This is a genomic window from Pseudomonas sp. BN417, assembly GCF_029871205.1.
In the GTDB taxonomy this organism is placed as follows: domain Bacteria; phylum Pseudomonadota; class Gammaproteobacteria; order Pseudomonadales; family Pseudomonadaceae; genus Metapseudomonas.
Window position 1 is genome coordinate 1 of record NZ_SSOJ01000070.1, and the last position, 20,480, is coordinate 20,480.

Genomic DNA, 20,480 nt, shown 5'->3' on the forward strand with positions numbered 1-20,480 from the left:
TAGTTGAGGCCGCCACGGATCAGGTGCAGGTGCGAGTCGTTGAGGCCGGGGATGACGGTGCGCTGCTCGAGGTCGATCACCCGGGTGGCGTCGCCGCGCAGGGCCATGGCTTCGGCGTCGCTGCCGACGGCGAGGAAGCGGCCGTCCTTGATGGCCACGGCGCTGGCGATGGGCTTGGCGCGGTCGACCGTGTGGAAGCGGCCGTTGAACAGGATCAGGTCAGCGGTCATGGAACCCCCTTGGGTGCTGGCATGGACGGAGCCGGTGCTACCGGCGAAAGGCAGTGCGGACCAGAGCGCGCCGGCGGCGCCGAGCACGCTGCTGGCGGCGAGGAACTGGCGGCGACTGTTGCTGGATGGGTCTTCGCTCATCGCCCCTCCGTGGATCAGCGTTGACTGAGCCAGCCGGAGAAGAAGCGGGTCACCGGCGGCATGAAAAGATAGACAACCAGCAGCACGATGCTGGCCGTGATCAGCACATTGCTCGCCACGTAACCGGCGAGCCAGGGCTGCAGCTTGAACAGCGGCTGCCAGAGCAGCGGGACGATCAGGGCGAGCGGCAGGATCACCAGGAAGGTCACGCAGGCCTGCTTCCAGCGCGGTGGTTGAAGTGTGTCGACCGGCGTGAACCAGAACTCCGCGTCGTCGTGGACCAGCGGGTGGTCACCCTCCTCCAGCAACGGCTGCACTTCCTCGATCAACACAGCACGTTCAGCCGAGTCAATCCACGCTTGCAACTGCGCGGCCCGGGCAAATCGCACCACGGTAGTGAACGTCCCTCCCCCGCCGTCCGGACGGATCACATTCACACCCAGGTGACCAGGTTGGAGCCGTGCCGCCTTGACTGCCTTACGCAGCCAAGCTTCGTACTTCGGCAGTGAACCGCCGCGAACCTTGTGCTGGATCACCAGAGTCACCACGCTGTTCAGGTCGATGGCTTCAGTGCTCATAGGCGCCCCATAGGCTTGTTCGTCGATGCCGCCAACTATGGCCCCCTCAGTCGCCCCAGGATTGGACGCATGTGCTGCAGCGGCACGCCCCCATGTAAACACGCGTTAACCAGGATTAACCCGCATTAACTGGCCACCCGCGTCGCCTCCCCCAAAGATCTGCTCCAGGCAGTCGGAACTGGGAGAGAATGAGCATGCTGCAATCCAAGATCATGACCGCGATATCCGCTGCGGCACCCATCCAGCGGTGTCTTGCGCCATGGCAACTTGAGCGTGCCCTGACGCTGTTGCTGGAGCATCTGGACAGCGGCATTGATGTGACCACCTTGGCCGCTGCGTGCCGTCTGTCGCGAAGCGACTTCAGCCGCAAATTCAAGGTCAGCACCGGGCATTCGCCGCAAGCCTGGCTGCGCGTGCAACGGGTCGAAAAGGCCAAGCGCCTTCTGGCTGAGGCGCGTCTGCCGCTGGCAGAAATCGGATTGGAATGCGGGTTCTGCGACCAGGCTCACTTCTGCCGAATCTTCAGCCGCCTGGAAGGCATCACGCCACAGGGCTGGCGGCGCCTGGCGAGCTGAGCACGTAACAGCGCTATCGCCGCCATCCTCATCGAACCGTCTTTCCTGCAACCACTCGCTTGCTGTCCCTGGCCGGAATAGGCCACCCACTCCTGTTAAGCGCCAATCTATTCACCCCAATCGAGGGTGAATAGAACGTTTGCGCCCTTGCCTGCGAGGTGTGTCGAGCACATCTGTCCAAGAAATGCCTGGCCATAGGAATCCATAGTTTTGGCGTACCGTCGGCCCTGTAGCCGGCGATCCCTCGCGCAAGAAATGCGCATATCATCCAAGGAGATACGCCCATGGCCACCGCTTCGGCAGTTCCCGGCAAGACCCTGTTGAATCCCACCGACCACACCCTGATCATGATCGACCATCAGTCGCAGATGTCCTTCGCGACCAAGTCGATCGACGCAGTGACGCTGCGCAACAACGCTGCGCTGGTATCCAAGGCAGCCAAAGAGTTCGGTGTTTCCACCATCCTGACTACCGTCGCCGAGAAGAGCTTCTCGGGCCCGATCTTCGATGAGATCAAGTCGGTTTTCCCGGATCACCACATCATCGATCGCACCAGCATGAACACCTGGGAAGACCCGCGCATCGCCGTCGAAGTGAACCGTTACGGCAAGCAGAAGATCGTGCTGGCCGGCCTGTGGACCTCCGTATGCATCGTCGGCCCGGCGCTTTCCGCTCTGGACCAGGGCTTCGAGGTCTACGTGATCGCCGACGCCTGCGGTGATGTTTCCACCGAAGCCCACGAGATGGCCATGCAGCGCATGATCCAGCTCGGCGCGCGCCCCATGACCTCGCTGCAATACCTGCTTGAACTGCAACGCGACTGGGCCCGTGGCGAAACCTACGACCAGACTGTGAAGACCTCCATCGAGCACGGCGGCGCCTATGGTCTCGGCCTGATCTACGCCAAGACCATGTTCAACGCCAGCGAAGGCCACTGAGCCCGAGCGGGGAGCGGCCTCGCCGCTCCCTTATTCGGCTGGCCGGCCCCAGTGGCCGTACACCGTTCCGGCGATGCCTCCCATAGCAACGCCAGTTCCACCAGCAGCGCCAATCCAATCGCGCCGCCAGCAACTGCGAACAGCAGACCGTAGTGCCCTAGGCTAGCGCTGAACATTGCCGAATAGGCGTAACCCGCGATGGCCTGGAAGCTGGCAAAGGCCTCCGTGGCACGGCTCCAGGTGGTGTTCTGCGCCAAGTGCCCGGGCACCAGTTGGTGTAAAGGAACCGGCCTGTCTGCGAGCCTCCATGGAAGATGGTCCGACCATCTTCCGACCCTCCCGTCGGCATCTCTTCTACGTCTGGGCTATGCCGGTGCACGCATGAACTGAATCATGCGTTCACGCAGCCAACGCTCGGCCGGATCGTTGTCATGAGCAGCACTCCAAACCATCGACAATTCTGCCGGTCTGATCTCCAAGGGTGCATCCTCGGCACGCAAGCAACTGTCCTCCACCAAGTTGCAGGCAGCGTAATCGGGCACCGTGGCGATCATTTCGGTATTGCGCAGCAGCGCACGCAAACTGCCGAACTGGGGCACGGCGAGCACCACGCGGCGGCAGCGGCCGATACGCTCCAGATCAAGGTCGATAGCGCCGCTCAGATCGCCGGAGAACGACACCATCACATGAGGCCGCGCGCAGTACTCCTCTAGCGTGAGCGGTCCAGGACGGTTGTCGGCGCGAAGTACCTTTACGCCGATATCACGCAGTTTGCGGCGTTTGGCGTTGGCCGGCAGATCGGTGGTGTAGCTCACCCCGACGGTGATCTCGCCTGAGGACAACAATGACGGCATCAGCAGGTAGTTGGCGCGGCGCACCACGACGACAATGTTCGGCGCCTCCTCCTGCAACTTCGCTAGCAACGCCGGGAATAGACCGAACTCGGTATCATCGGACAGACCGAGGCGGAAGATGTTGTTGCTGCTGGCCGGGTCGAAGGTCCTGGCCCGACTCACCGCACAGGAAATCACATCCATCGCCGGACACAGTTCTTCCAGTATGTGCAGCGCCCGCGACGTAGGTTCCATGCTCCGTCCGCTGCGCACCAGCAACGGATCGTCGAACAGATCGCGCAGGCGGCCCAGCGCGGCGCTGACGGTGGACTGGGTGATGAAGAGTTTCTCGCCGACGCGGGTCAGGTTCCGCTCGATCATCAGCGACTCGAAGATCACCAACAGGTTCATGTCCAGGCGACGCAGGTCATTTCGGTTCATGGTCCATCGCTCCCAAGGCTGACACATCAATCGAACACATTTGCGGCCGCCTTTCCTGTACAGGTGTGCTCGACCAACGCAGGTGCTCTTCGGGTCCTCCTAGAGTGGGAGGCTGGCTTCGCCGCTTACTCAGCCATGCGCCAGGTAATCGGTGTAGCCACGATGGTCTCCACCGAAAAACCTCGCTGAGTCTGGCGTGTTGAGGAGCAGGCCCTCACGCAGACGGCGGGGCAGGTCCGGGTTGGCGATGAACGGCCGGCCGAAGGCGATCAGGTCCGCCCGACCACTAGCGAGCGCCTCTTCCGCGCTCTTCGCGTCGTAGCCGCCAGCCAGGGGAGCCGCCGATGACCAGCGCGCGACGTACAGATCGCCGTGGAATGCTCAGGTCAGGCATGGTTTTGTCCTCCAGTTTGGAGGCAATCTATGCTTGACTCTGCCGGGTGATAATCCAGCCGGATTGGTTAACTTTGTTGCGAAGGACGCAAAGGCGAATCATGGACAGTTTTGCTGCGCTCAAAGCATTCGTCGCCACCGTAGAGGCAGGCGGCTTCGCGTCGGCCGGCCGGCAGATGGGCGTGGCGACCTCGTCCGTCACCCGGCAGGTGGATGCCCTGGAGCAACACCTGGGCACGCGGCTGCTCAATCGCTCGACTCGACGGGTCACGCTCACGGCCGCGGGGGAAAGCTATTACGAGCACGCGGTGCGTCTGCTGGCAGACCTGGAAAGCGCCAACCTGGAGGTCAGCGAGGCGGAAGGTCCGCCTCGCGGTCAACTCCGCGTCAGCCTGCCGGTTGCCTTCGCGCAGTTGCATATCGCACCCGGCCTACTTGCCTTCAATGAGCACTACCCCGGCATCACCCTGGACCTGGTGCTGTCTGACGATGTCGCTGACCTGGTGGAACAGCGGCTCGACCTCGCCATTCGCCTGGGCGGCGTGGACTCCCCCCATGTCGTAGCCCGGCGGATGGCCCCCCATCGCCGCTTGCTCTGCGCCAGCCCGGAATACCTACGCCGCCATGGCTCTCCCAGTTCCCCGGCGGACCTCGCGCACCATGCCTGCCTGACATTTGCCTACGCGCGCGGCAGCCGGCTGTGGCAGTTCAGCGGACACAGCGAAGAAAGCGTGCATGTGAGTGGCCCACTGCGGGCCAACAACTCGCAAGTGCTGCGCGAAGCTGCACTCAACGGCATGGGCCTGGTCCTGATGCCCAGTTGGCTCCTGGGGGAGGACATCGTGGCCGGCAGGCTGCAGGTGGTTCTTCCGCAATGGAAGGCCGGGCTCGACAGCGAAGATGGAGGCGTGCACGCCCTGTACCTGCCCAACCGGCGCAATTCGAAGAAAGTCCGCGCATTCATCGATTTCTTCACCGAACGCTTCGGCAATCCGCCCTACTGGGACCATTCAAGCCCCTGATAAGGCCCGCCAGCCGCGGACTGAAGCGTCCTCGGCAATGCAGCCGTTGCCGGACAGAATCACAGGCACCGCCTTGTACTGCCCGCCTGGCATCCTTGATCCCGTCATTCTTCACCTCACCCAGACATTGCTTCCCGCCCTGAGGATGCCCGGTAAGGTGAACCAGCTTTTCGTCGACCAAGTGGTGCTCGCGTTGTGCACGCACATCAGTTCGCAACACGGAAATGTAGGCACCTGGCAGGAGCCGGTCAGGGAAATTCCGCGGTGCAGGTGAAACGCGCCGAAGAGCTTATTGCCAACCACTTGGCCGATAGCCTCTCGGTTGCCGAACTGGCGCAGGAATGCTCTCTCTCCCGCAGCTAGTTCACTCGCGCTTTCAAGCAAAGCACTGGAATGACACCTCCTGAATGGCTGCTGAAAATGCGCATTGAAAAAGCCAGGCAATTGATGTTGCACACACGGCTCAACGTGTCGCAGATCGGCCTGGACTGCGGCTTTGCGGACCAGTCCCATTTCTCCAGAGTCTTCCAAGGAATTGCCCGCACCTCCCCGTCCAAGTGGAGGTGCTTTCACGGGTCGGGCGATCAGGACTGACAGTGACACCGTTCGTTCAATCGAGCACACAGGTACAAGAAACGGACAGCGGCATGACTCATCGTGGTGCCTGCCCATCAACCTTGGAAGATCTCGCGATGTCCCGCTCCTCGACCGACTGGGCCCTGCTGTTCCTGCGCGTGTCCGGCTGCCTGCTTCTGCTCTGGGTTCATGGTCTGCCCAAACTGCTGAACTTCAGCCGGGAGCTGACCGTGATCGAAGACCCGTTCCACCTCGGCGCCTGGACAACGCTGGGACTGGCGATCTTTGCCGAAGTGCTGTGCCCGCTGCCGATCATCCTCGGCGTGCTGACGCGACTGGCGTGCCTCCCGATCCTGGCAGTGCTGCTGGTTTCGCTGATCATGGTGCATCCGGAATGGAGCCTGGCCGAAGGGCAGTTCGCCTGGTTGCTGTTGATCATATTCGTCACCGTGCTCATCGCCGGTCCGGGTAGCTTGTCCCTCTACGGAAGGTTGCCAGGGCGGAGACCAGCGCATGCATGGCTCACCTGAGTGCTCAGCCCATGGCCCGACTCGTGTTCCGGAGCCACTCTACCCCGCTGAAACACCTCGCACTGCTGGTGCCCTTGATGGGAATGGCCGATGTCCAAGCGGAGCCCGCTGCCGATGCACTGGCTGATCCGAGTTGGTCGCTGCTCGGTCGCAACTATTTCCTGCATAACGACTTCCGCAGCGATTCGTCCAGCGGTCAAAACTATCGGCAGGAGTGGGCGCAGGGATTCATCGGGGAGTTTCGCTCCGGCTATACGCCTGGCGCCATCGGGCTGGGAACCGATGTCCACGGCTTTCTCGGTATCAAGCTCGATGGCGGCCGCGGTCACGCCGGCACTGGGCTGCTGCCCCTTGGCGACGATGGCCGCAGCGCCAATGACTTCTCCAGCGCCGGCGCCAGCTTGAAGCTTCGGATGGGCAGAAGCCAGTTGAGATATGGCGAAATGACGGTCGAAACGCCGGTGTTCGACACAGGGGACAAGCGCTTGCAGCCCGAGTACGCCACGGGCTTTCTGCTAGACAGCGCCGAGGTGGAGGACCTGCGCCTCCAGGCCGGGCGCTTCACCTCCTTCAAGAACCAGGATTCCAGCTCAGGGCATGGCGACTTCAGCGGCTACGGCGCGACCACGAGTGGCAGCAGCATCAGCCTGGCCGGTGTCGACTTCGCGCCGCCAGGCCGCTTCAGCGGAGCACTCTACGGGGCGCAACTGGACGACACTTGGCGCCAGGGCTACCTCAATCTGCGCCTGCAGCAGTCCCCCCTGCTGCTCGACGCCAACGTGTATCGGACGCGCGACCAGGGCGCCGCAAAGGCTGGCGCCATCAACTCCCTGGCCTACAGCCTATCGGTCAAATACCTTGCCGGCGCCCACACCGTCACTCTCGCCTACCAACGCATCGACGGAGACACGCCTTTCGATTTCGTCGGTGGCGACTCCATTTACCTGGCCAACTCTGTCAAGTATGCCGACTTCAACGGCCCCCACGAACGCTCCTGGCAGGTCCGTTACGATCTTGACATGGCCATGCTGGGCATCCCTGGCCTGACCTTCATGACCCGCTATGTCAGTGGCCGCGACATCGACGGCACCAGCGCCCCGGCCGGCGGCGCCTACAACCCCTTTGATCCGGTCACCGGCCGTTTCGTGCCCCAGCAAGGCCGCGATGGCAAACACTGGGAGAGGGACATCGACCTGCGCTATCAAGTCATGTCCGGCGTGGCCAAGGACCTCTCGATCAAGCTGTCCCACGTCAGCCACCGAGGCAACTTGGCCCAGGCCGGCGACGACATTGACCGTCTGTACCTGATCCTGGAATACCCGCTCAAAGGCTGGCTATAGCGGTTCGCGAAATGAAGTATGTAGCTGAATGACTCAGCCGCAGCGGCTTCAGCTAGAAGAAACTCAAGGGCAAGTTCGGCGAGGTGTTCCTGGATTACCACGACATCTTCGATCCGCTGATCGTCGAGAAGCACTAGACCCGTTGGGCCGGCCTGGACGAGTCAGTGATGATGCGCTGCTGAAACTGTTCAGCAGCTCGCGGCCGGTAGCAGCACCGTCCAGGACAGATTGCGTGAAGTTGTCAGAATACATTGTCTGGAAACGCGCTGTTTCAGCGGCGTTGAGCCGACATTGTCAGAATATATTCTGCGCACGTGTAAGCCGGGCACGCCTGGAGCCCCCGAAAATCAGCCCTTCGATTGTCAAAATATATTGTTAACAACCACGAAGGCATAAATGCCGCGAATGGGGCAAGGATCCTGGTGTAGGGGCGAATTCATTCGCCAAGCAGGCCGAAGGCCTGCCAGTGAGCTCAGCCCAGCGACTTGAGGTTTTCCAGCGGCTTGCACAGCAGCCAGTCGTGGAGCTGGGAACGCAGCTCCTCGAACTTCACCGGCTTGGCCATGTAGTCGCTCATGCCGACCGCCAGGCAGCGTTCGCGATCGTCGCTGTGGCTGTGGGCGGTAATGGCCAATACCGGCAGATCGACGCAGCCGGGCATCGCACGCAGGGCACGGCAGGTGGCGAAGCCGTCCATCACCGGCATCTGGCAGTCCAGCAGCACAGCGTCGATGGGCTCGCGGCGGATCTGCTCGAGGGCTTCGGCGCCGTTGTCGGCAGTGCACACGCGATAGCCGAGTTTGAGCAGCATGCCGCGGGTCACCAGCTGGTTGATGGCGTTGTCCTCCACCACCAGCACCGTGCACTCTTCCGGCCGACGCAGGGCCTGGCCGCCGGAGCGACGCACCGGCGCCACAGGTATCTGCGCCGGCAACACCAGGGTCAGGTCGAGGCTGAAGGTGCTGCCGCGCCCCGGCTGGGACTGGTGCGAGAGCTTGCCACCGAGCAGCTCCAACAATTGCTGACTGAGGGCAAGGCCGATGCCGAGACCGCCATATTCGCGGGTCATGGAGCCGTCGAGCTGGGAGAACCGGCGATAGAGCAGGCCATCGGCCGGCGTGGCGAAGCCGATCCCGGTGTCCGTCACCTCGATGCGCAGCGCCAGCCTGCCGCCGACCGGCTCCTGGCCGCTGACCTTGAGCCCAACGCCGCCATGGTTGGTGAACTTGATGGCATTGTCCAACAGGTAGCCCAGGGCCTGGGCCAACTTGCCGGTGTCGCCTTCGAGGGTGTCCGGGAGCTTGTGGTCGAGGTCCAGGTCGAAGGCCAGGCCCTTCTCTGCGGCCCGCGCGGCGTACTGGACCCGCAGGCTGTCCATCAGGCCGCGCAGGCTGAACGGCTCGCGCCGCGGATAGAGCTTGCCGGCCTGCAGTTCGGTCATCGCGAGGATGTCGTTGACCAGGCGCATCATGTCCCGCGCCGAGCCGGCAGCAGTGCGCTGGTACTGCTCCATCTCGTCGTCCAGAGGCAGGGTCTGCATCAGTTCGAGGGAGCCGATCACGCCATTCATCGGGGTACGCAGCTCGTGGGTGACGGTGGCGAGGAACTCGTCCTTGAGGCGGTTGCTGTTGGCCAGTTCCTGGTTGAGCGCTTCCAGCTTGCGGCCGGCGTCCTGGAGGATGCGCGCGCGCTCTTCCTTCATGGCATTGATGCGGTCGGCCAGGGCCAGGGACAGCAGGCCCACTTCCAGTGCCGAGCCAATCTGGCTCGCATACATGGTGAAGAAGCCATTGGGCAGATAGCCCAGCACCATCAGGGTATTGATGGCGCCGCCGAGGAGGAAGGCGCTCCAGGCGATGATGAAGTAGCGCGCCACGCGCATGCCGCGCAGCCAGGCGAGCACGCCGGCGGCGAAGATCACCACGGTGAAGATCAACGCCAGGGACGTGGCCAGGCGCAACGCCAGGCCATAGCTGGCGGTCAGCGCCAGGATCATCGCCAGGGCGCCCAAGGCCATCAGGCCGAGCAACGACCTATCCATCCAGGGGCTGTGTTCGGCGGTGTGAAGGAAGCTGCGGGCGAACTGGCAACCGAACAGCGCCGCCGAGCCGATCAGGAAGGGGGTGGCGGCATTGGCCCACCAGGGGTTGTCCGGCCAGAAGTACTGGATGCCGGCGCCATTGACCGAAATCTGGTAGAGCCCGAACGAGGCGATATAGAGGATGTAGTAGAGGTAACTGGTGTCGCGGACGCTGAGGAAGATGAACAAGTTGTAGATCAGCATCACCAGCAGCACGCCATAGATGATGCCGAGCACATAGATGCGCTCCGGCTGCTCCTCGACGAAGGCCCGCGGCGACCAGAGCGTCAGCGGCGCCTGGATCGAGCCTTCGCTCTGCAGGCGCAGATAGACCCGCTGCGGCTGGTTGGGCTGAAGGCCGAGGCTGAACAAATAATTGTTCTGCTTGATCTGCCGGCTGGCGAAGGGCAGCGCATCACCGGTGCGCTGGGCGAGCTGGTAACCGCCCTGGCTATCCGGCAGATAGAGATCGAGGTGGTCCAGCGGCGGGTAGGCCAGCTCCAGCAGCCAGATCTGCTGGCCGCCCTGGGTGCGGGGGCGGTACTCCAGGTCGATGCGCAGCCAGAATACCGAGCGCGAATACCCGGCGTTGAGCACCGGCTTCTCGTTGCGCCGGAAGCTGCCGTCCAATGCTGGGGACGTGATGTCCTCGATGCCGGCATCGCCCCGGACATCCTCGAACACATCCATGTGCTGTCCTAGTGGGACATTGCGTGCCTGCTCGTCGAACTCCACGGCACCAGCCAGGCTCGCGAGCAGGCAAAGAAAAGCAAAGAGGAGGATCCGCATGCAGCCCCACAATGACCACAGGACCGCACCCCGGAGCCTCACCTCCTTATCCGGCGCGCCACCCTGGGCCAGGTTGTTCGAAATGCGATCACTCTAACACAGCGCAAGGCCGCTGGAAGCTGCACATTGCCAGCATGCAGGGGCCGCTCTATCACGGGGCTCACAGCCAGAAAGACAGGGTCTTCCCCGCCCCACCTGAGGCAAAGCGCCGCCGGTGCGGCTCGGCGGGGTGTTTAGTGATAAGCTCGCCGACCATGAAAACGACCAACTCTCGCCCCGTAGTCCTCTGCCTTTCCGGCCACGACCCCAGTGGTGGCGCCGGCCTCCAGGCGGATATCGAAGCCCTGATAGCGCAAGGCTGCCACGCTGCCCCGGCCGTGACCGCCCTGACCGTGCAGGATACCGTCAACGTTTCCGACTTCCGCGTCCTCGACCGCGAATGGGTGCTGGCCCAGGCCCGCGCCGTGATCGCCGACCTGCCGGTGGCCGCCGTCAAGCTGGGCATGCTCGGCTCGGTGGAGATGGTCGAGACCGTGCTCGAGATCATGCAGTCCCTGCCCGGCGTACCGTTGGTCTGCGACCCGGTGCTGCGCGCCGGCGGCGGTGGTGCACTGGGCAAGGACGAGGTGGGCTACGCGATCCGCGAACGCCTGCTGCCGGTGGCCACCATCGCCACACCGAACCTGCCGGAAGCGCGCATCCTCGCCGAATTGCCGGACGGCACCCCGGACGAATGCGCGGCAAAGCTCCTGCCCTTCTGCCGGAACCTGCTGATCACCGGCGGCCATGGCGACGAAACCGAAGTGCACAACCGTCTCTACACCCACGACGGCAAGTGCCACACCTTCACCTGCCAGCGCCTGCCCGGCAGCTACCATGGTTCGGGTTGCACCCTGGCCAGCGCACTGTCCGGCCGCCTCGCCCTGGGCGAGGAACTGTCCAGCGCGGTGCGCTCGGCCCTCGATTACACCTGGCGCACCCTGCGCGATGCCGAGCAACCCGGCCACGGCCAGTACGTGCCACGGCGCCTGCCACTGGACTTCTGCCAATGAAACTGCGCGGCCTCTACGCCATTACAGACAGCCAGTTGCTGGCCGGCGGCAAGCTGCTGCCCTATGTCGAAGCAGCCCTGAAGGGCGGCGCCCGGCTGCTGCAGTACCGAGACAAGTCCAGCGACGAAGCCCGCCGCCTGCGCGAAGCCGAGGCCCTGGGCGAGCTCTGCACCCGCTACGGTGCCAGCCTGATCATCAACGATGACGCCGAACTGGCCGCGCGCCTGGGCGTCGGCCTTCATTTGGGCCAGGGTGATGGTTCCCTCGCCGCGGCCCGCGCCCTGCTCGGCCGCCAGGCAATCATCGGCGGCACCTGCCATGCCAGCCTGGAGCTGGCCGCCAACGCCGTCAACGAAGGCGCCAGCTACATCGCCTTCGGCCGCTTCTACAATTCCCAGACCAAGCCGGGCGCCCCCGCCGCCACCCTGGACCTGCTGGAACAGGCGCAGCAGCGCTTCCACCTGCCGATCGTCGCCATCGGCGGCGTGACCCTGGACAACGCCCCCGAGCTGATCGCCCGCGGCGCCAGCATGGTGGCGGTGATCCATGCACTGTTCGGCGCCGACTCGGTCGCCGAGGTGGAACGCCGCGCCCGCGCCTTCAGCGCCCTGTTCGACGCCGCTTGACCCCGAATTCCGCTTGTATAGAGAGACCTGCCATGTCCCGTTCCGAAACCCTGTTCGCCAATGCCCAGAAACACATCCCCGGCGGCGTCAACTCGCCGGTTCGCGCCTTCAAGAGCGTCGGCGGCACGCCGCTGTTCTTCAAGCATGCGGCCGGCGCCTACGTGACGGACGAGGATGACAAGCGCTATGTCGACTACGTGGGTTCCTGGGGCCCGATGATCCTCGGCCACAGCCACCCGGACGTGCTGGACGCGGTGCGCAAGCAGCTCGAACACGGCCTGTCCTATGGCGCGCCTACCGCCCTGGAAGTGGAAATGGCGGACCTGGTCTGCTCGCTGGTGCCGTCGATGGAGATGGTACGGATGGTCAGCTCCGGCACCGAGGCCACCATGAGCGCCATCCGCCTGGCCCGTGGCTTCACCGGCCGCGACAGCATCATCAAGTTCGAGGGCTGCTACCACGGCCACTCCGACTCCCTGCTGGTGAAAGCCGGCTCCGGCGCCCTGACCCTGGGCGTGCCCAGCTCCCCGGGCGTGCCGGCGGCCTTCGCCCAGCACACCCTGACCCTGCCGTTCAACGATATCGAGGCGGTGGAGCAGACCCTGGCCGAGGCCGGCAAAGACGTGGCCTGCATCATCGTCGAGCCGGTGGCCGGCAACATGAACTGCGTGCCGCCGGCGCCCGGCTTCCTCGAAGGCCTGCGCAGCCTCTGCGACAAGCACGGCGTGGTACTGATCTTCGACGAAGTGATGACCGGTTTCCGCGTCGCCCTCGGTGGGGCCCAGGCCTACTACGGCATCAACCCGGACCTTTCCACCTTCGGCAAGATCATCGGCGGTGGCATGCCGGTCGGCTGCTTCGGCGGCAAGCGCGAAATCATGTCGCACATCGCCCCGCTGGGCCCGGTCTACCAGGCCGGCACCTTGTCCGGTAACCCGCTGGCCATGGCTGCCGGCCTGACCACCCTGAAGCTGATCAGCCGCCCGGGCTTCCACGCCGAACTGACCGACTACACCACCCGCATGCTCGACGGCCTGCAGCAGCGCGCCGATGCCGCCGGCATCCCGTTCGTCACCACCCAGGCAGGTGGCATGTTCGGCCTCTACTTCAGCGGCGCCGACGAAATAGTCACCTTCCAGGACGTGATGGCCAGCGACGCCGAGCGCTTCAAGCGCTTCTTCCATCTGATGCTGGAAGGCGGCGTGTACCTGGCGCCAAGCGCCTATGAAGCCGGTTTCACCTCCATCGCCCATGGCGACACGGAGCTCGCGCTCACCCTGGACGCGGCCGAACGCGCCTTCGCCAAGCTGAAACAGGCCTGATGCGCCCCGTCGCCCTGCCCGGCCGACGTCTTCGTGCCGGGCAGGGCGGACCAAGGCGCTCCAAATCGGTGCAAATGCCTTGTCGCTGCTGCGTATCCGCAACGCAAAGCCCGGGGCAAACCGAGTAAAGGCTTTGTAAGATCACCTCGGCTTATTTCATAATGTGACGGTCGGCGCGTTTCTCGCCGGCCGGGCACGATGCCTGTACTGCTTCCGAGGCGCTGTGACTCTCATGAAACGCACCGGCCGCACCCTGACCCTGGGCTGCCTGTTGCTTCTCCTGCCGCTGCTGGCCAATGCCGGCGGCAACTCGCTGCTGATCCCGGCCACCGGCCGCTGCAACCTGAACAGCCTGCCGGAAAACCTCTCCGAAGCCGTTTCCGCCTGCCAGCAGGCCGCCAAGGGTGGCGATGCGCAAGCGCAGTACGAACTCGGCGAGTTCTATTACGACGGCAAGCGCGCCCCGCGCGACCTGGCCCAGGCCCTGCAATGGTTCGAACAGGCTTCGCTGAAAGGCCACGCCCTGGCCCAGTTGCGCCTGGGCAACATGTTCTTCCGCGGCGAAGGGGTGCCGGCCAATAACGTGCAGGCCTACATAGTGCTGAAGATGGCCGCGGTGAACGGCTCGGACGAGGCGATGGATAGCGCCGACCTGGTCGCCGCGCAGATGCGCAGCGACGAGCTGGAAATCGCTACCCAGGTGCTGGGACAGATCTTCCGCAATTACCTGATGGAGCTGCAGGCCGCCGACGGCGGCTCGCCCTTCTCACCCCTGCCTTAGCAGGCGGCCTGAAGTAGCATCGGGCAATCAAAAAAACTTTCTCTTGCTGGCTGCTGCCTATTTTTCCGGCATCGGCACCGGGAAAGGCATCACATTGCTGCCGCCCCTGGCTTCGCTGATCTTCGGCGTGCCCAGGCGTTCGACTTCGTCGATGCGGATGATCGAGTGCATCGGCAGGAAGCTGCGCACCACACCCTCGAACTGAGCCTTGAGCTTCTCCTCGCTCGGGTCCACCACCACCTGGGTGCGCTCGCCGAAGACGAATTCCTCCACTTCCAGGAAGCCCCACAGATCGCTCTGATAGATCTGCTTGGCGTACATCTCGTACACCTGGCCCTGGTTGAGGAAAATCACCTTGTAGATCGGATCGGACTTGCTCATTGGATATGGGGCAACACGGAGAAACAAAGGGGCGCAAATCATAGCACAGCCACTAGGCAGCCAGTGCTAGGAAGGCCAGGACTCGCCGACTATAATGCGCGGTTCATCGAACCACACCGATTAAAGTGCATGGCCAAGAAGCTCTATATCGAAACCCACGGCTGCCAGATGAACGAGTACGACAGCTCGCGCATGGTCGACCTGCTCGGCGAGCACCAGGCGCTGGAGGTCACCGAGCGTCCGGAAGAAGCCGACGTGATTCTGCTCAATACCTGCTCGATCCGCGAGAAGGCGCAGGAAAAGGTGTTTTCGCAACTTGGCCGTTGGCGTGAGCTGAAGCAGCAGAACCCGCAGCTGGTGATCGGCGTCGGCGGCTGCGTCGCCAGCCAGGAAGGCGCCGCCATCCGCGACCGCGCACCCTATGTCGATGTGGTGTTCGGCCCGCAGACCCTGCACCGTCTGCCGGAGATGATCGACGCCGCCCGCGCCACCCGCAAACCCCAGGTGGACATCAGCTTCCCCGAGATCGAGAAGTTCGACCGCTTGCCTGAACCGCGCGTCGACGGCCCCAGCGCCTTCGTCTCGGTGATGGAAGGCTGCAGCAAGTACTGCACCTTCTGCGTGGTGCCCTATACCCGCGGGGAGGAAGTCAGCCGCCCGTTCGACGACGTGCTGGCCGAGGTCATCCACCTCGCCGAGAACGGCGTGCGCGAAGTGACCCTGCTGGGACAGAACGTCAACGGCTACCGCGGCCTCACCCATGACGGCCGCATCGCCGACTTCGCCGAACTGATCCGCGTCGTCGCGGCTGTCGATGGCATCGACCGCATACGCTACACCACCTCGCACCCGCTGGAGTTCTCCGACGCGCTGATCCAGGCTCATGCCGAGGTTCCGGAGCTGGTGAAATTCGTCCACCTGCCGGTGCAGGCGGGCTCCGACCGCATCCTCGCGGCCATGAAACGCAACCACACGGCCCTGGAATACAAGTCGCGTATCCGCAAGCTGAAGGCCGCTGTACCAGACATCTGCATCAGCTCGGACTTCATCGTCGGTTTCCCCGGCGAGACCGACAAGGACTTCGAGCAGACCATGAAACTGGTGGAAGACGTCGGCTTCGACTTCTCCTTCTCCTTCGTCTATAGCTCGCGCCCCGGCACCCCGGCGGCCGACCTGGTGGACGACACCCCGGAAGAAGTGAAGAAGCAGCGTCTGCAGATCCTCCAGGGACGCATCCACCAGCAGGGCTTCGAGATCAGCCGACGAATGGTCGGCAGCATCCAGCGCATCCTCGTCAGTGACTTCTCCAAGAAGGACCCGGGCATGCTCCAGGGCCGCACCGAGAACAACCGCATCGTCAACTTCCGCAGCGCCAACCCACGCCTGATCGGCCAGTTCGTCGATGTCCGCATCGATGACGCCCTGCCCCACTCCCTGCGCGGCAGCCTGCTCGACGCCCCCCTGCACTGATACCCTCGGGCCCGTGCTTTTCCAGCCGGGCCCTCGGGGTTATTCTTGACTCTCCCTTTCTTGCCGCCCCAAGGCGAACACACGACATTGAACGCCTCCCTGGATCTACACCGCTTCACCCTGGAACCCTTTGAAGCTCGCCGCTTCGCCAACCTGTGCGGGCAATTCGACGAGCACCTGCGCCTGATCGAACAGCGCATGGACATCGAAATTCGCAATCGCGGCAACCAGTTCGAACTGGTCGGCGACCCGCAACGCACCCGCACTACGGAAATCCTCCTGCGCCGCCTCTATCGCGAGACCGAGGCCAGCGAGCTGTCGCCCGACCTGGTGCACCTCTTCCTCCGCGAGACCGGCATGGACGAAGCGGCCAGTCCCAAGACCGAAGCTGTGACCCTGCGCACCCGCAAGGGCAATATCCGCCCGCGCGGCGCCAACCAGCAGCGCTACGTGAAGTCCATCCTCGACCACGACATCAACTTCGGCATAGGCCCGGCCGGCACCGGCAAGACCTACCTGGCCGTGGCCTGCGCGGTGGACGCCCTGGAGCGCGAGCAAGTGCGGCGCATCCTGCTGGTGCGTCCGGCGGTCGAAGCCGGCGAGAAGCTCGGCTTCCTTCCCGGCGACCTCTCGCAGAAGATCGACCCCTACCTGCGCCCGCTCTACGACGCGCTCTACGAGATGCTCGGCTTCGAGCAGGTGGCCAAGCTGATCGAGAAACAGGTCATCGAAGTCGCCCCGCTGGCCTACATGCGCGGCCGCACCCTTAACAACAGCTTCATCATTCTCGACGAGAGTCAGAACACCACCCTCGAGCAGATGAAGATGTTCCTGACCCGTATCGGTTTCGGCTCCACCGCCGTGATCACTGGCGACATCACCCAGATCGACCTGCCGCGCGGCACCAAGTCCGGCCTGACCCACGTGATCGACGTACTGCGCGACGTGCCGGGGATCAGCTTCACCCACTTCAAATCCCACGACGTGGTGCGCCACCCGCTGGTGCAGCGCATCGTGGAAGCCTACGACCGCTTCGACAGCCGCCAGCAGGCGGCCAAGGCCAAACCGGCCGACAATGACCCGGGCGCGATAGACGACAATGCTTGAACTCGACCTGCAACTCGCCAGCACGGCCCAGGGCCTGCCGAGCGAGGCGGACTTCCGTCGCTGGTGCGAACTGGCCCTGCGCCAGCGCAGCGCTGACTCCGAGCTGACCATCCGCCTGGTGGACGAGCCCGAAGGCCGCGAACTGAACCACACCTGGCGGCACAAGGACTACGCTACCAACGTGCTCTCCTTCCCTGCCGATGTGCCAGACGAGCTGCTGGATATCCCGCTGCTCGGCGACCTGGTGATCTGCGCGCCGGTGGTGGCGCGGGAAGCCGCCGAACAAGGCAAGGCCCTGGAGGCGCACTGGGCGCACCTGGTTATCCACGGTTGCCTGCACCTGCTCGGCTACGACCACATCGAGGATGAGGAAGCCGAGGAAATGGAAGCACTGGAACGGGAATTGCTGGCCGAACTTGGCCACCCCGACCCTTACCAAGATCACGAAGACCAATAAGAAGCACCGAGCAAAGGACATATGAGCGAAGATCGATCGAGCAACGGGCACAGGTCCTGGCTGGAAAAGCTGACCCAGGCCTTTGCCCATGAGCCGAAAAGCCGCCAGGAGCTCCTCGAGCTGCTGCGCGAAGCCCACCAGAACAAACTGCTCGACAGCGAAGCGCTGTCGATCGTCGAAGGCGCCATCCAGGTCGCCGACCTGCAAGTTCGCGACATCATGGTCCCGCGCTCGCAGATGATCAGCATCAAGGCCAACCAGACGCCGAGGGAGTTCCTCCCGGCGATCATCGACGCCGCCCACTCGCGCTACCCGGTCGTCGGCGAAAGCATCGACGACGTCATGGGTATCCTCCTGGCCAAGGACCTGCTGCCGCTGATCCTTCAGGAAAACGGCGAGCGCTTCAATATCAAGGACCTGTTGCGTCCCGCCACCTTCGTCCCTGAATCCAAGCGCCTCAACGTGCTGCTGCGCGAATTCCGCGCCAACCACAATCACATGGCCATCGTCATCGACGAGTACGGCGGCGTAGCCGGCCTGGTGACCATCGAGGACGTGCTGGAGCAGATAGTCGGCGATATCGAGGACGAGCACGACGTCGAGGAAGACAGCTACATCAAGCCACTGCCCAGCGGCGACTTCATCGTCAAGGCACTGACCCCGGTGGACGCCTTCAACGAATTCTTCGAGACCGACTTCTCCGAAGACGAGTTCGACACCGTCGGCGGCCTGGTCATGGGCGCCTTCGGCCACCTGCCCAAGCGCAACGAGACCACCGAGATAGGCGAGTTCCGCTTCCGCGTGCTCAACGCCGACAGCCGCCGCATCCACCTGCTGCGCCTCTCCCCGCTTTCCCGCTGAAACACAGTGCCCCTCCACAGCGGAGGGGCGCCCGTGGATAATCGCGCCCCGGGCCGGCATCACTGCCGCCGCGCACTCTCTTCCAGCCCCCACCCGCCCAAGGACCGAGCATGAACTGGATCACCCGCCCCGGCTGGCCGGGCAACCTGCTGGCCCTGGCCGCCGGCGCCCTGACGCCCCTGGCCTTCGCCCCCTTCGATTTCTGGCCCCTGGAACTGCTGTCCCTGGCCCTCTTCTACCTGGGGCTGCGCGACCTGGCGCCCAAGGCCGCGTTCTGGCGGGGCTGGTACTACGGCTTCGGCCTGTTCAGCGCCGGCACCAGCTGGATCTACGTCAGCATCCACGACTACGGCGCAGCCTCGGTGCCGCTGGCGAGCTTCCTCACCATCGGCTTCAGCGCCGGCGTGGCGCTCTTCTTCGCCCTCGCCGCGCTGGTCTGGGCGCGCTGGTTGCGCCGCAGCGAAGCCGCCCTCGCCGACACCCTGGCCTTCGCCGCCCTCTGGCTGGTCCAGGAAGCGTTCCGCGGCTGGTTCCTCACCGGTTTCCCCTGGCTCTATGCCGGCTACAGCCAGCTCGACGCACCCCTGGCCGGGCTGGCGCCGCTGGGCGGCGTCTGGCTGGTGTCCTTCTCCCTGGCCCTGAGCGCAGCCTTGCTGGTGAACCTGGCGCGACTGCGCAGCCGCCCGGCCTTCCTCGCTACGGGCGTCGCCCTGCTGATCGCCCCCTGGGCGGTCGGTCTGGCACTCAAGGGCCATGCCTGGACCCAAGCCGCCGGCGCTCCGCTGAAGGTGGCGGCCATGCAGGGCAATATCGAACAGAACCTGAAATGGGACCCGGAGCAGCTCAACGCCCAACTGGCGCTCTACCGCGACATGACCTTCAGCGCCCAAAAGGCTGACCTGATCATCTGGCCGGAAACCGCCGTTCCGGTGCTCAAGGAGTTCGTCGAGGGCTACCTCGGTGTGATGGGGCGTTTCGCCAGTGAGCGCCAGTCGGCACTGATCACCGGTGTGCCGATCCGGCAGGCCAACGAGCGTGGCGAGAAGCGTTATTACAACGGCATCACCGTGGTGGGCCAGGGCGAAGGCACCTACCTCAAGCAGAAGCTGGTGCCCTTCGGCGAATACGTGCCGCTGCAGGACGTGCTGCGTGGACTGATCGCCTTCTTCGACCTGCCCATGTCCGACTTCGCCCGCGGCGATTCGGAGCAGCCGCCGCTGCTGGCCAAGGGCTACCGCATCGCGCCGTACATCTGCTACGAAGTGGTCTACCCGGAGTTTGCCGCCGAACTGGCGGCCAATAGCGAGATCCTGCTGACGGTGAGCAACGACACCTGGTTCGGCACCTCCATCGGCCCGCTGCAACACCTGCAGATGGCCCAGATGCGCGCCCTGGAGGCCGGCCGCTGGATGGTCCGCGCCACCAACAACGGCGTCACAGTGCTGATCGACCCCTTCGGCCAGATCACCGAAGGCATCCCGCAGTTCCAGCAAGGGGTGCTCTACGGTGAAGTCCTGCCGATGCAAGGCCTGACGCCCTACCTGCAGTGGCGCGCCTGGCCGCTGGTGATCCTCTGTGGCCTGCTGTTCGCCTGGGCCCTGCTCGCCAGCCGGATCGCCAAGACGGTTTGACCGGTAGCAAGCTCTTCCCCTGTGGGGCGAATTCATTCGCCAAGGGCCGCGCAGCGGCCCCATCAAATCCCACGGGCAAGCCTTCGGCTTGCTTAGCGAATGAATTGGCTATGTCTGCATTAAGTGTTGCCAGAACGTCCTGAGCCGAGTTGCTTATCGACTGGGCTGCGAGTCCCTGTTTCGCCTCCCGGCGAGTCTCTTTTTTCAGTCGTCGGAATGCCGCCCACAAAAAAGAAACCAAAAACGCTTGCCCCTGCATCCGGCCCGACTTCGTCGGGTCCCCTCGCTCCATCATTGCTCCGGGGGCCCGGCGCGAGGGGCCATCC

General features: G+C 64.1%; 21 protein-coding genes and 1 pseudogene. 15 read left to right on the forward strand and 7 right to left on the reverse strand.

Going from position 1 to position 20,480, the window contains the following annotated elements; translation table 11 throughout:
- Positions 1 to 371 (reverse strand): amidohydrolase family protein (locus E8F11_RS07855; RefSeq protein WP_280288281.1); only part of this gene is annotated, 371 nt, incomplete at its 3' end.
- Positions 372 to 385: 14 nt separating this feature from the next.
- Complete coding sequence (locus E8F11_RS07860; RefSeq protein ID WP_280288282.1) at positions 386 to 949, reverse strand: antibiotic biosynthesis monooxygenase; 564 nt, start codon at positions 947 to 949, stop codon at positions 386 to 388.
- A gap of 194 nt (positions 950 to 1,143) precedes the next feature.
- On the opposite strand from E8F11_RS07860, the gene E8F11_RS07865 reads away from it, so the two are divergent.
- Positions 1,144 to 1,524: an AraC family transcriptional regulator gene (locus E8F11_RS07865; RefSeq protein ID WP_280288283.1), complete on the forward strand. Its 381-nt coding sequence runs from the start codon at positions 1,144 to 1,146 to the stop codon at positions 1,522 to 1,524.
- A gap of 284 nt (positions 1,525 to 1,808) precedes the next feature.
- A complete protein-coding gene (locus E8F11_RS07870) occupies positions 1,809 to 2,462 on the forward strand; it encodes a hydrolase (RefSeq protein WP_280288284.1) in 654 nt (217 codons plus the stop codon).
- Between the two features lie 86 nt (positions 2,463 to 2,548).
- Here E8F11_RS07870 and E8F11_RS07875 read toward each other — a convergent pair.
- The 3 genes and pseudogenes from E8F11_RS07875 to E8F11_RS07885 all read right to left on the reverse strand — a co-directional run.
- Positions 2,549 to 2,743, reverse strand: a pseudogene (locus tag E8F11_RS07875) (MFS transporter); the annotation flags it as partial.
- Between the two features lie 84 nt (positions 2,744 to 2,827).
- Positions 2,828 to 3,736 carry a LysR family transcriptional regulator gene (locus tag E8F11_RS07880; RefSeq protein WP_280288285.1) on the reverse strand — a complete coding sequence of 303 codons (909 nt, stop codon included), beginning with the start codon at positions 3,734 to 3,736 and terminating at the stop codon, positions 2,828 to 2,830.
- A 129-nt stretch (positions 3,737 to 3,865) separates the two neighbouring features.
- Entirely contained in the window at positions 3,866 to 4,102 is a 237-nt protein-coding gene (locus E8F11_RS07885) for a hypothetical protein (RefSeq protein WP_280288299.1), read from the reverse strand.
- 128 nt (positions 4,103 to 4,230) lie between these two features.
- Here E8F11_RS07885 and E8F11_RS07890 point away from each other — a divergent pair, with 128 nt between their 5' ends.
- From E8F11_RS07890 to E8F11_RS07905, 4 genes are all read left to right on the forward strand, one after another.
- On the forward strand, positions 4,231 to 5,151 hold the full coding sequence (locus E8F11_RS07890; protein WP_280288286.1) for a LysR family transcriptional regulator: 921 nt from the start codon (positions 4,231 to 4,233) through the stop codon (positions 5,149 to 5,151).
- 420 nt (positions 5,152 to 5,571) lie between these two features.
- Positions 5,572 to 5,745, forward strand: a complete 174-nt coding sequence (locus tag E8F11_RS07895; RefSeq protein WP_280288300.1) for a helix-turn-helix domain-containing protein — start codon at positions 5,572 to 5,574, stop codon at positions 5,743 to 5,745.
- 98 nt (positions 5,746 to 5,843) lie between these two features.
- Positions 5,844 to 6,257 (forward strand): DoxX family protein, encoded by a 414-nt coding sequence (locus tag E8F11_RS07900; RefSeq protein WP_280288301.1) that lies wholly within the window; start codon positions 5,844 to 5,846, stop codon positions 6,255 to 6,257.
- An 83-nt stretch (positions 6,258 to 6,340) separates the two neighbouring features.
- A complete protein-coding gene (locus E8F11_RS07905) occupies positions 6,341 to 7,597 on the forward strand; it encodes an OprD family porin (RefSeq protein ID WP_280288287.1) in 1,257 nt (418 codons plus the stop codon).
- A 472-nt stretch (positions 7,598 to 8,069) separates the two neighbouring features.
- Here E8F11_RS07905 and E8F11_RS07910 read toward each other — a convergent pair whose 3' ends face one another.
- On the reverse strand, positions 8,070 to 10,466 hold the full coding sequence (locus E8F11_RS07910; RefSeq protein ID WP_280288288.1) for a hybrid sensor histidine kinase/response regulator: 2,397 nt from the start codon (positions 10,464 to 10,466) through the stop codon (positions 8,070 to 8,072).
- A gap of 254 nt (positions 10,467 to 10,720) precedes the next feature.
- Here E8F11_RS07910 and E8F11_RS07915 point away from each other — a divergent pair, with 254 nt between their 5' ends.
- The 4 genes from E8F11_RS07915 to E8F11_RS07930 all read left to right on the forward strand — a co-directional run bounded on the left by E8F11_RS07915 (position 10,721) and on the right by E8F11_RS07930 (position 14,247).
- A complete protein-coding gene (locus E8F11_RS07915; protein ID WP_280288289.1) occupies positions 10,721 to 11,518 on the forward strand; it encodes a hydroxymethylpyrimidine/phosphomethylpyrimidine kinase in 798 nt (265 codons plus the stop codon).
- On the forward strand, positions 11,515 to 12,144 hold the full coding sequence (gene thiE / locus E8F11_RS07920; RefSeq protein WP_280288290.1) for a thiamine phosphate synthase: 630 nt from the start codon (positions 11,515 to 11,517) through the stop codon (positions 12,142 to 12,144). Before E8F11_RS07915 ends, thiE begins: the two co-directional genes overlap by 4 nt.
- A gap of 32 nt (positions 12,145 to 12,176) precedes the next feature.
- Entirely contained in the window at positions 12,177 to 13,466 is a 1,290-nt protein-coding gene (gene hemL / locus E8F11_RS07925; protein ID WP_280288291.1) for a glutamate-1-semialdehyde 2,1-aminomutase, read from the forward strand.
- A gap of 232 nt (positions 13,467 to 13,698) precedes the next feature.
- Complete coding sequence (locus E8F11_RS07930; protein ID WP_280288292.1) at positions 13,699 to 14,247, forward strand: tetratricopeptide repeat protein; 549 nt, start codon at positions 13,699 to 13,701, stop codon at positions 14,245 to 14,247.
- A 57-nt stretch (positions 14,248 to 14,304) separates the two neighbouring features.
- On the opposite strand, the gene E8F11_RS07935 is transcribed toward E8F11_RS07930, so the two are convergent.
- On the reverse strand, positions 14,305 to 14,628 hold the full coding sequence (locus tag E8F11_RS07935) for a DUF1820 family protein (RefSeq protein WP_280288293.1): 324 nt from the start codon (positions 14,626 to 14,628) through the stop codon (positions 14,305 to 14,307).
- Between the two features lie 129 nt (positions 14,629 to 14,757).
- Between E8F11_RS07935 and miaB the strand changes: the two genes are divergently transcribed.
- The 5 genes from miaB to lnt all read left to right on the forward strand — a co-directional run bounded on the left by miaB (position 14,758) and on the right by lnt (position 20,154).
- Positions 14,758 to 16,098: a tRNA (N6-isopentenyl adenosine(37)-C2)-methylthiotransferase MiaB gene (gene miaB, locus E8F11_RS07940; RefSeq protein ID WP_280288294.1), complete on the forward strand. Its 1,341-nt coding sequence runs from the start codon at positions 14,758 to 14,760 to the stop codon at positions 16,096 to 16,098.
- A gap of 87 nt (positions 16,099 to 16,185) precedes the next feature.
- Positions 16,186 to 17,205, forward strand: coding sequence for a PhoH family protein (locus E8F11_RS07945; protein ID WP_280288295.1), 1,020 nt, complete (start codon positions 16,186 to 16,188; stop codon positions 17,203 to 17,205).
- Positions 17,198 to 17,662, forward strand: a complete 465-nt coding sequence (gene ybeY, locus E8F11_RS07950) for an rRNA maturation RNase YbeY (RefSeq protein WP_280288296.1) — start codon at positions 17,198 to 17,200, stop codon at positions 17,660 to 17,662. The genes E8F11_RS07945 and ybeY overlap by 8 nt, the downstream gene beginning before the upstream one ends.
- A 21-nt stretch (positions 17,663 to 17,683) precedes the next feature.
- Complete coding sequence (locus E8F11_RS07955) at positions 17,684 to 18,523, forward strand: HlyC/CorC family transporter (protein WP_280288297.1); 840 nt, start codon at positions 17,684 to 17,686, stop codon at positions 18,521 to 18,523.
- Positions 18,524 to 18,633: 110 nt separating this feature from the next.
- Positions 18,634 to 20,154, forward strand: a complete 1,521-nt coding sequence (gene lnt, locus E8F11_RS07960; RefSeq protein WP_280288298.1) for an apolipoprotein N-acyltransferase — start codon at positions 18,634 to 18,636, stop codon at positions 20,152 to 20,154.
- Positions 20,155 to 20,480: the final 326 nt, after the last annotated feature.

Coding starts and splice junctions, on each gene's coding strand:
- E8F11_RS07860 (WP_280288282.1), bottom strand. CDS start 949: ATGAGCACTGAAGCCATCGACCTGAACAGCGTGGTGACTCTGGTGATC.
- E8F11_RS07865 (WP_280288283.1), top strand. CDS start 1,144: ATGCTGCAATCCAAGATCATGACCGCGATATCCGCTGCGGCACCCATC.
- E8F11_RS07870 (WP_280288284.1), top strand. CDS start 1,809: ATGGCCACCGCTTCGGCAGTTCCCGGCAAGACCCTGTTGAATCCCACC.
- E8F11_RS07880 (WP_280288285.1), bottom strand. CDS start 3,736: ATGAACCGAAATGACCTGCGTCGCCTGGACATGAACCTGTTGGTGATC.
- E8F11_RS07890 (WP_280288286.1), top strand. CDS start 4,231: ATGGACAGTTTTGCTGCGCTCAAAGCATTCGTCGCCACCGTAGAGGCA.
- E8F11_RS07895 (WP_280288300.1), top strand. CDS start 5,572: ATGCGCATTGAAAAAGCCAGGCAATTGATGTTGCACACACGGCTCAAC.
- E8F11_RS07900 (WP_280288301.1), top strand. CDS start 5,844: ATGTCCCGCTCCTCGACCGACTGGGCCCTGCTGTTCCTGCGCGTGTCC.
- E8F11_RS07905 (WP_280288287.1), top strand. CDS start 6,341: ATGGCCGATGTCCAAGCGGAGCCCGCTGCCGATGCACTGGCTGATCCG.
- E8F11_RS07910 (WP_280288288.1), bottom strand. CDS start 10,466: ATGCGGATCCTCCTCTTTGCTTTTCTTTGCCTGCTCGCGAGCCTGGCT.
- E8F11_RS07915 (WP_280288289.1), top strand. CDS start 10,721: ATGAAAACGACCAACTCTCGCCCCGTAGTCCTCTGCCTTTCCGGCCAC.
- thiE (WP_280288290.1), top strand. CDS start 11,515: ATGAAACTGCGCGGCCTCTACGCCATTACAGACAGCCAGTTGCTGGCC.
- hemL (WP_280288291.1), top strand. CDS start 12,177: ATGTCCCGTTCCGAAACCCTGTTCGCCAATGCCCAGAAACACATCCCC.
- E8F11_RS07930 (WP_280288292.1), top strand. CDS start 13,699: ATGAAACGCACCGGCCGCACCCTGACCCTGGGCTGCCTGTTGCTTCTC.
- E8F11_RS07935 (WP_280288293.1), bottom strand. CDS start 14,628: ATGAGCAAGTCCGATCCGATCTACAAGGTGATTTTCCTCAACCAGGGC.
- miaB (WP_280288294.1), top strand. CDS start 14,758: ATGGCCAAGAAGCTCTATATCGAAACCCACGGCTGCCAGATGAACGAG.
- ybeY (WP_280288296.1), top strand. CDS start 17,198: ATGCTTGAACTCGACCTGCAACTCGCCAGCACGGCCCAGGGCCTGCCG.
- E8F11_RS07955 (WP_280288297.1), top strand. CDS start 17,684: ATGAGCGAAGATCGATCGAGCAACGGGCACAGGTCCTGGCTGGAAAAG.
- lnt (WP_280288298.1), top strand. CDS start 18,634: ATGAACTGGATCACCCGCCCCGGCTGGCCGGGCAACCTGCTGGCCCTG.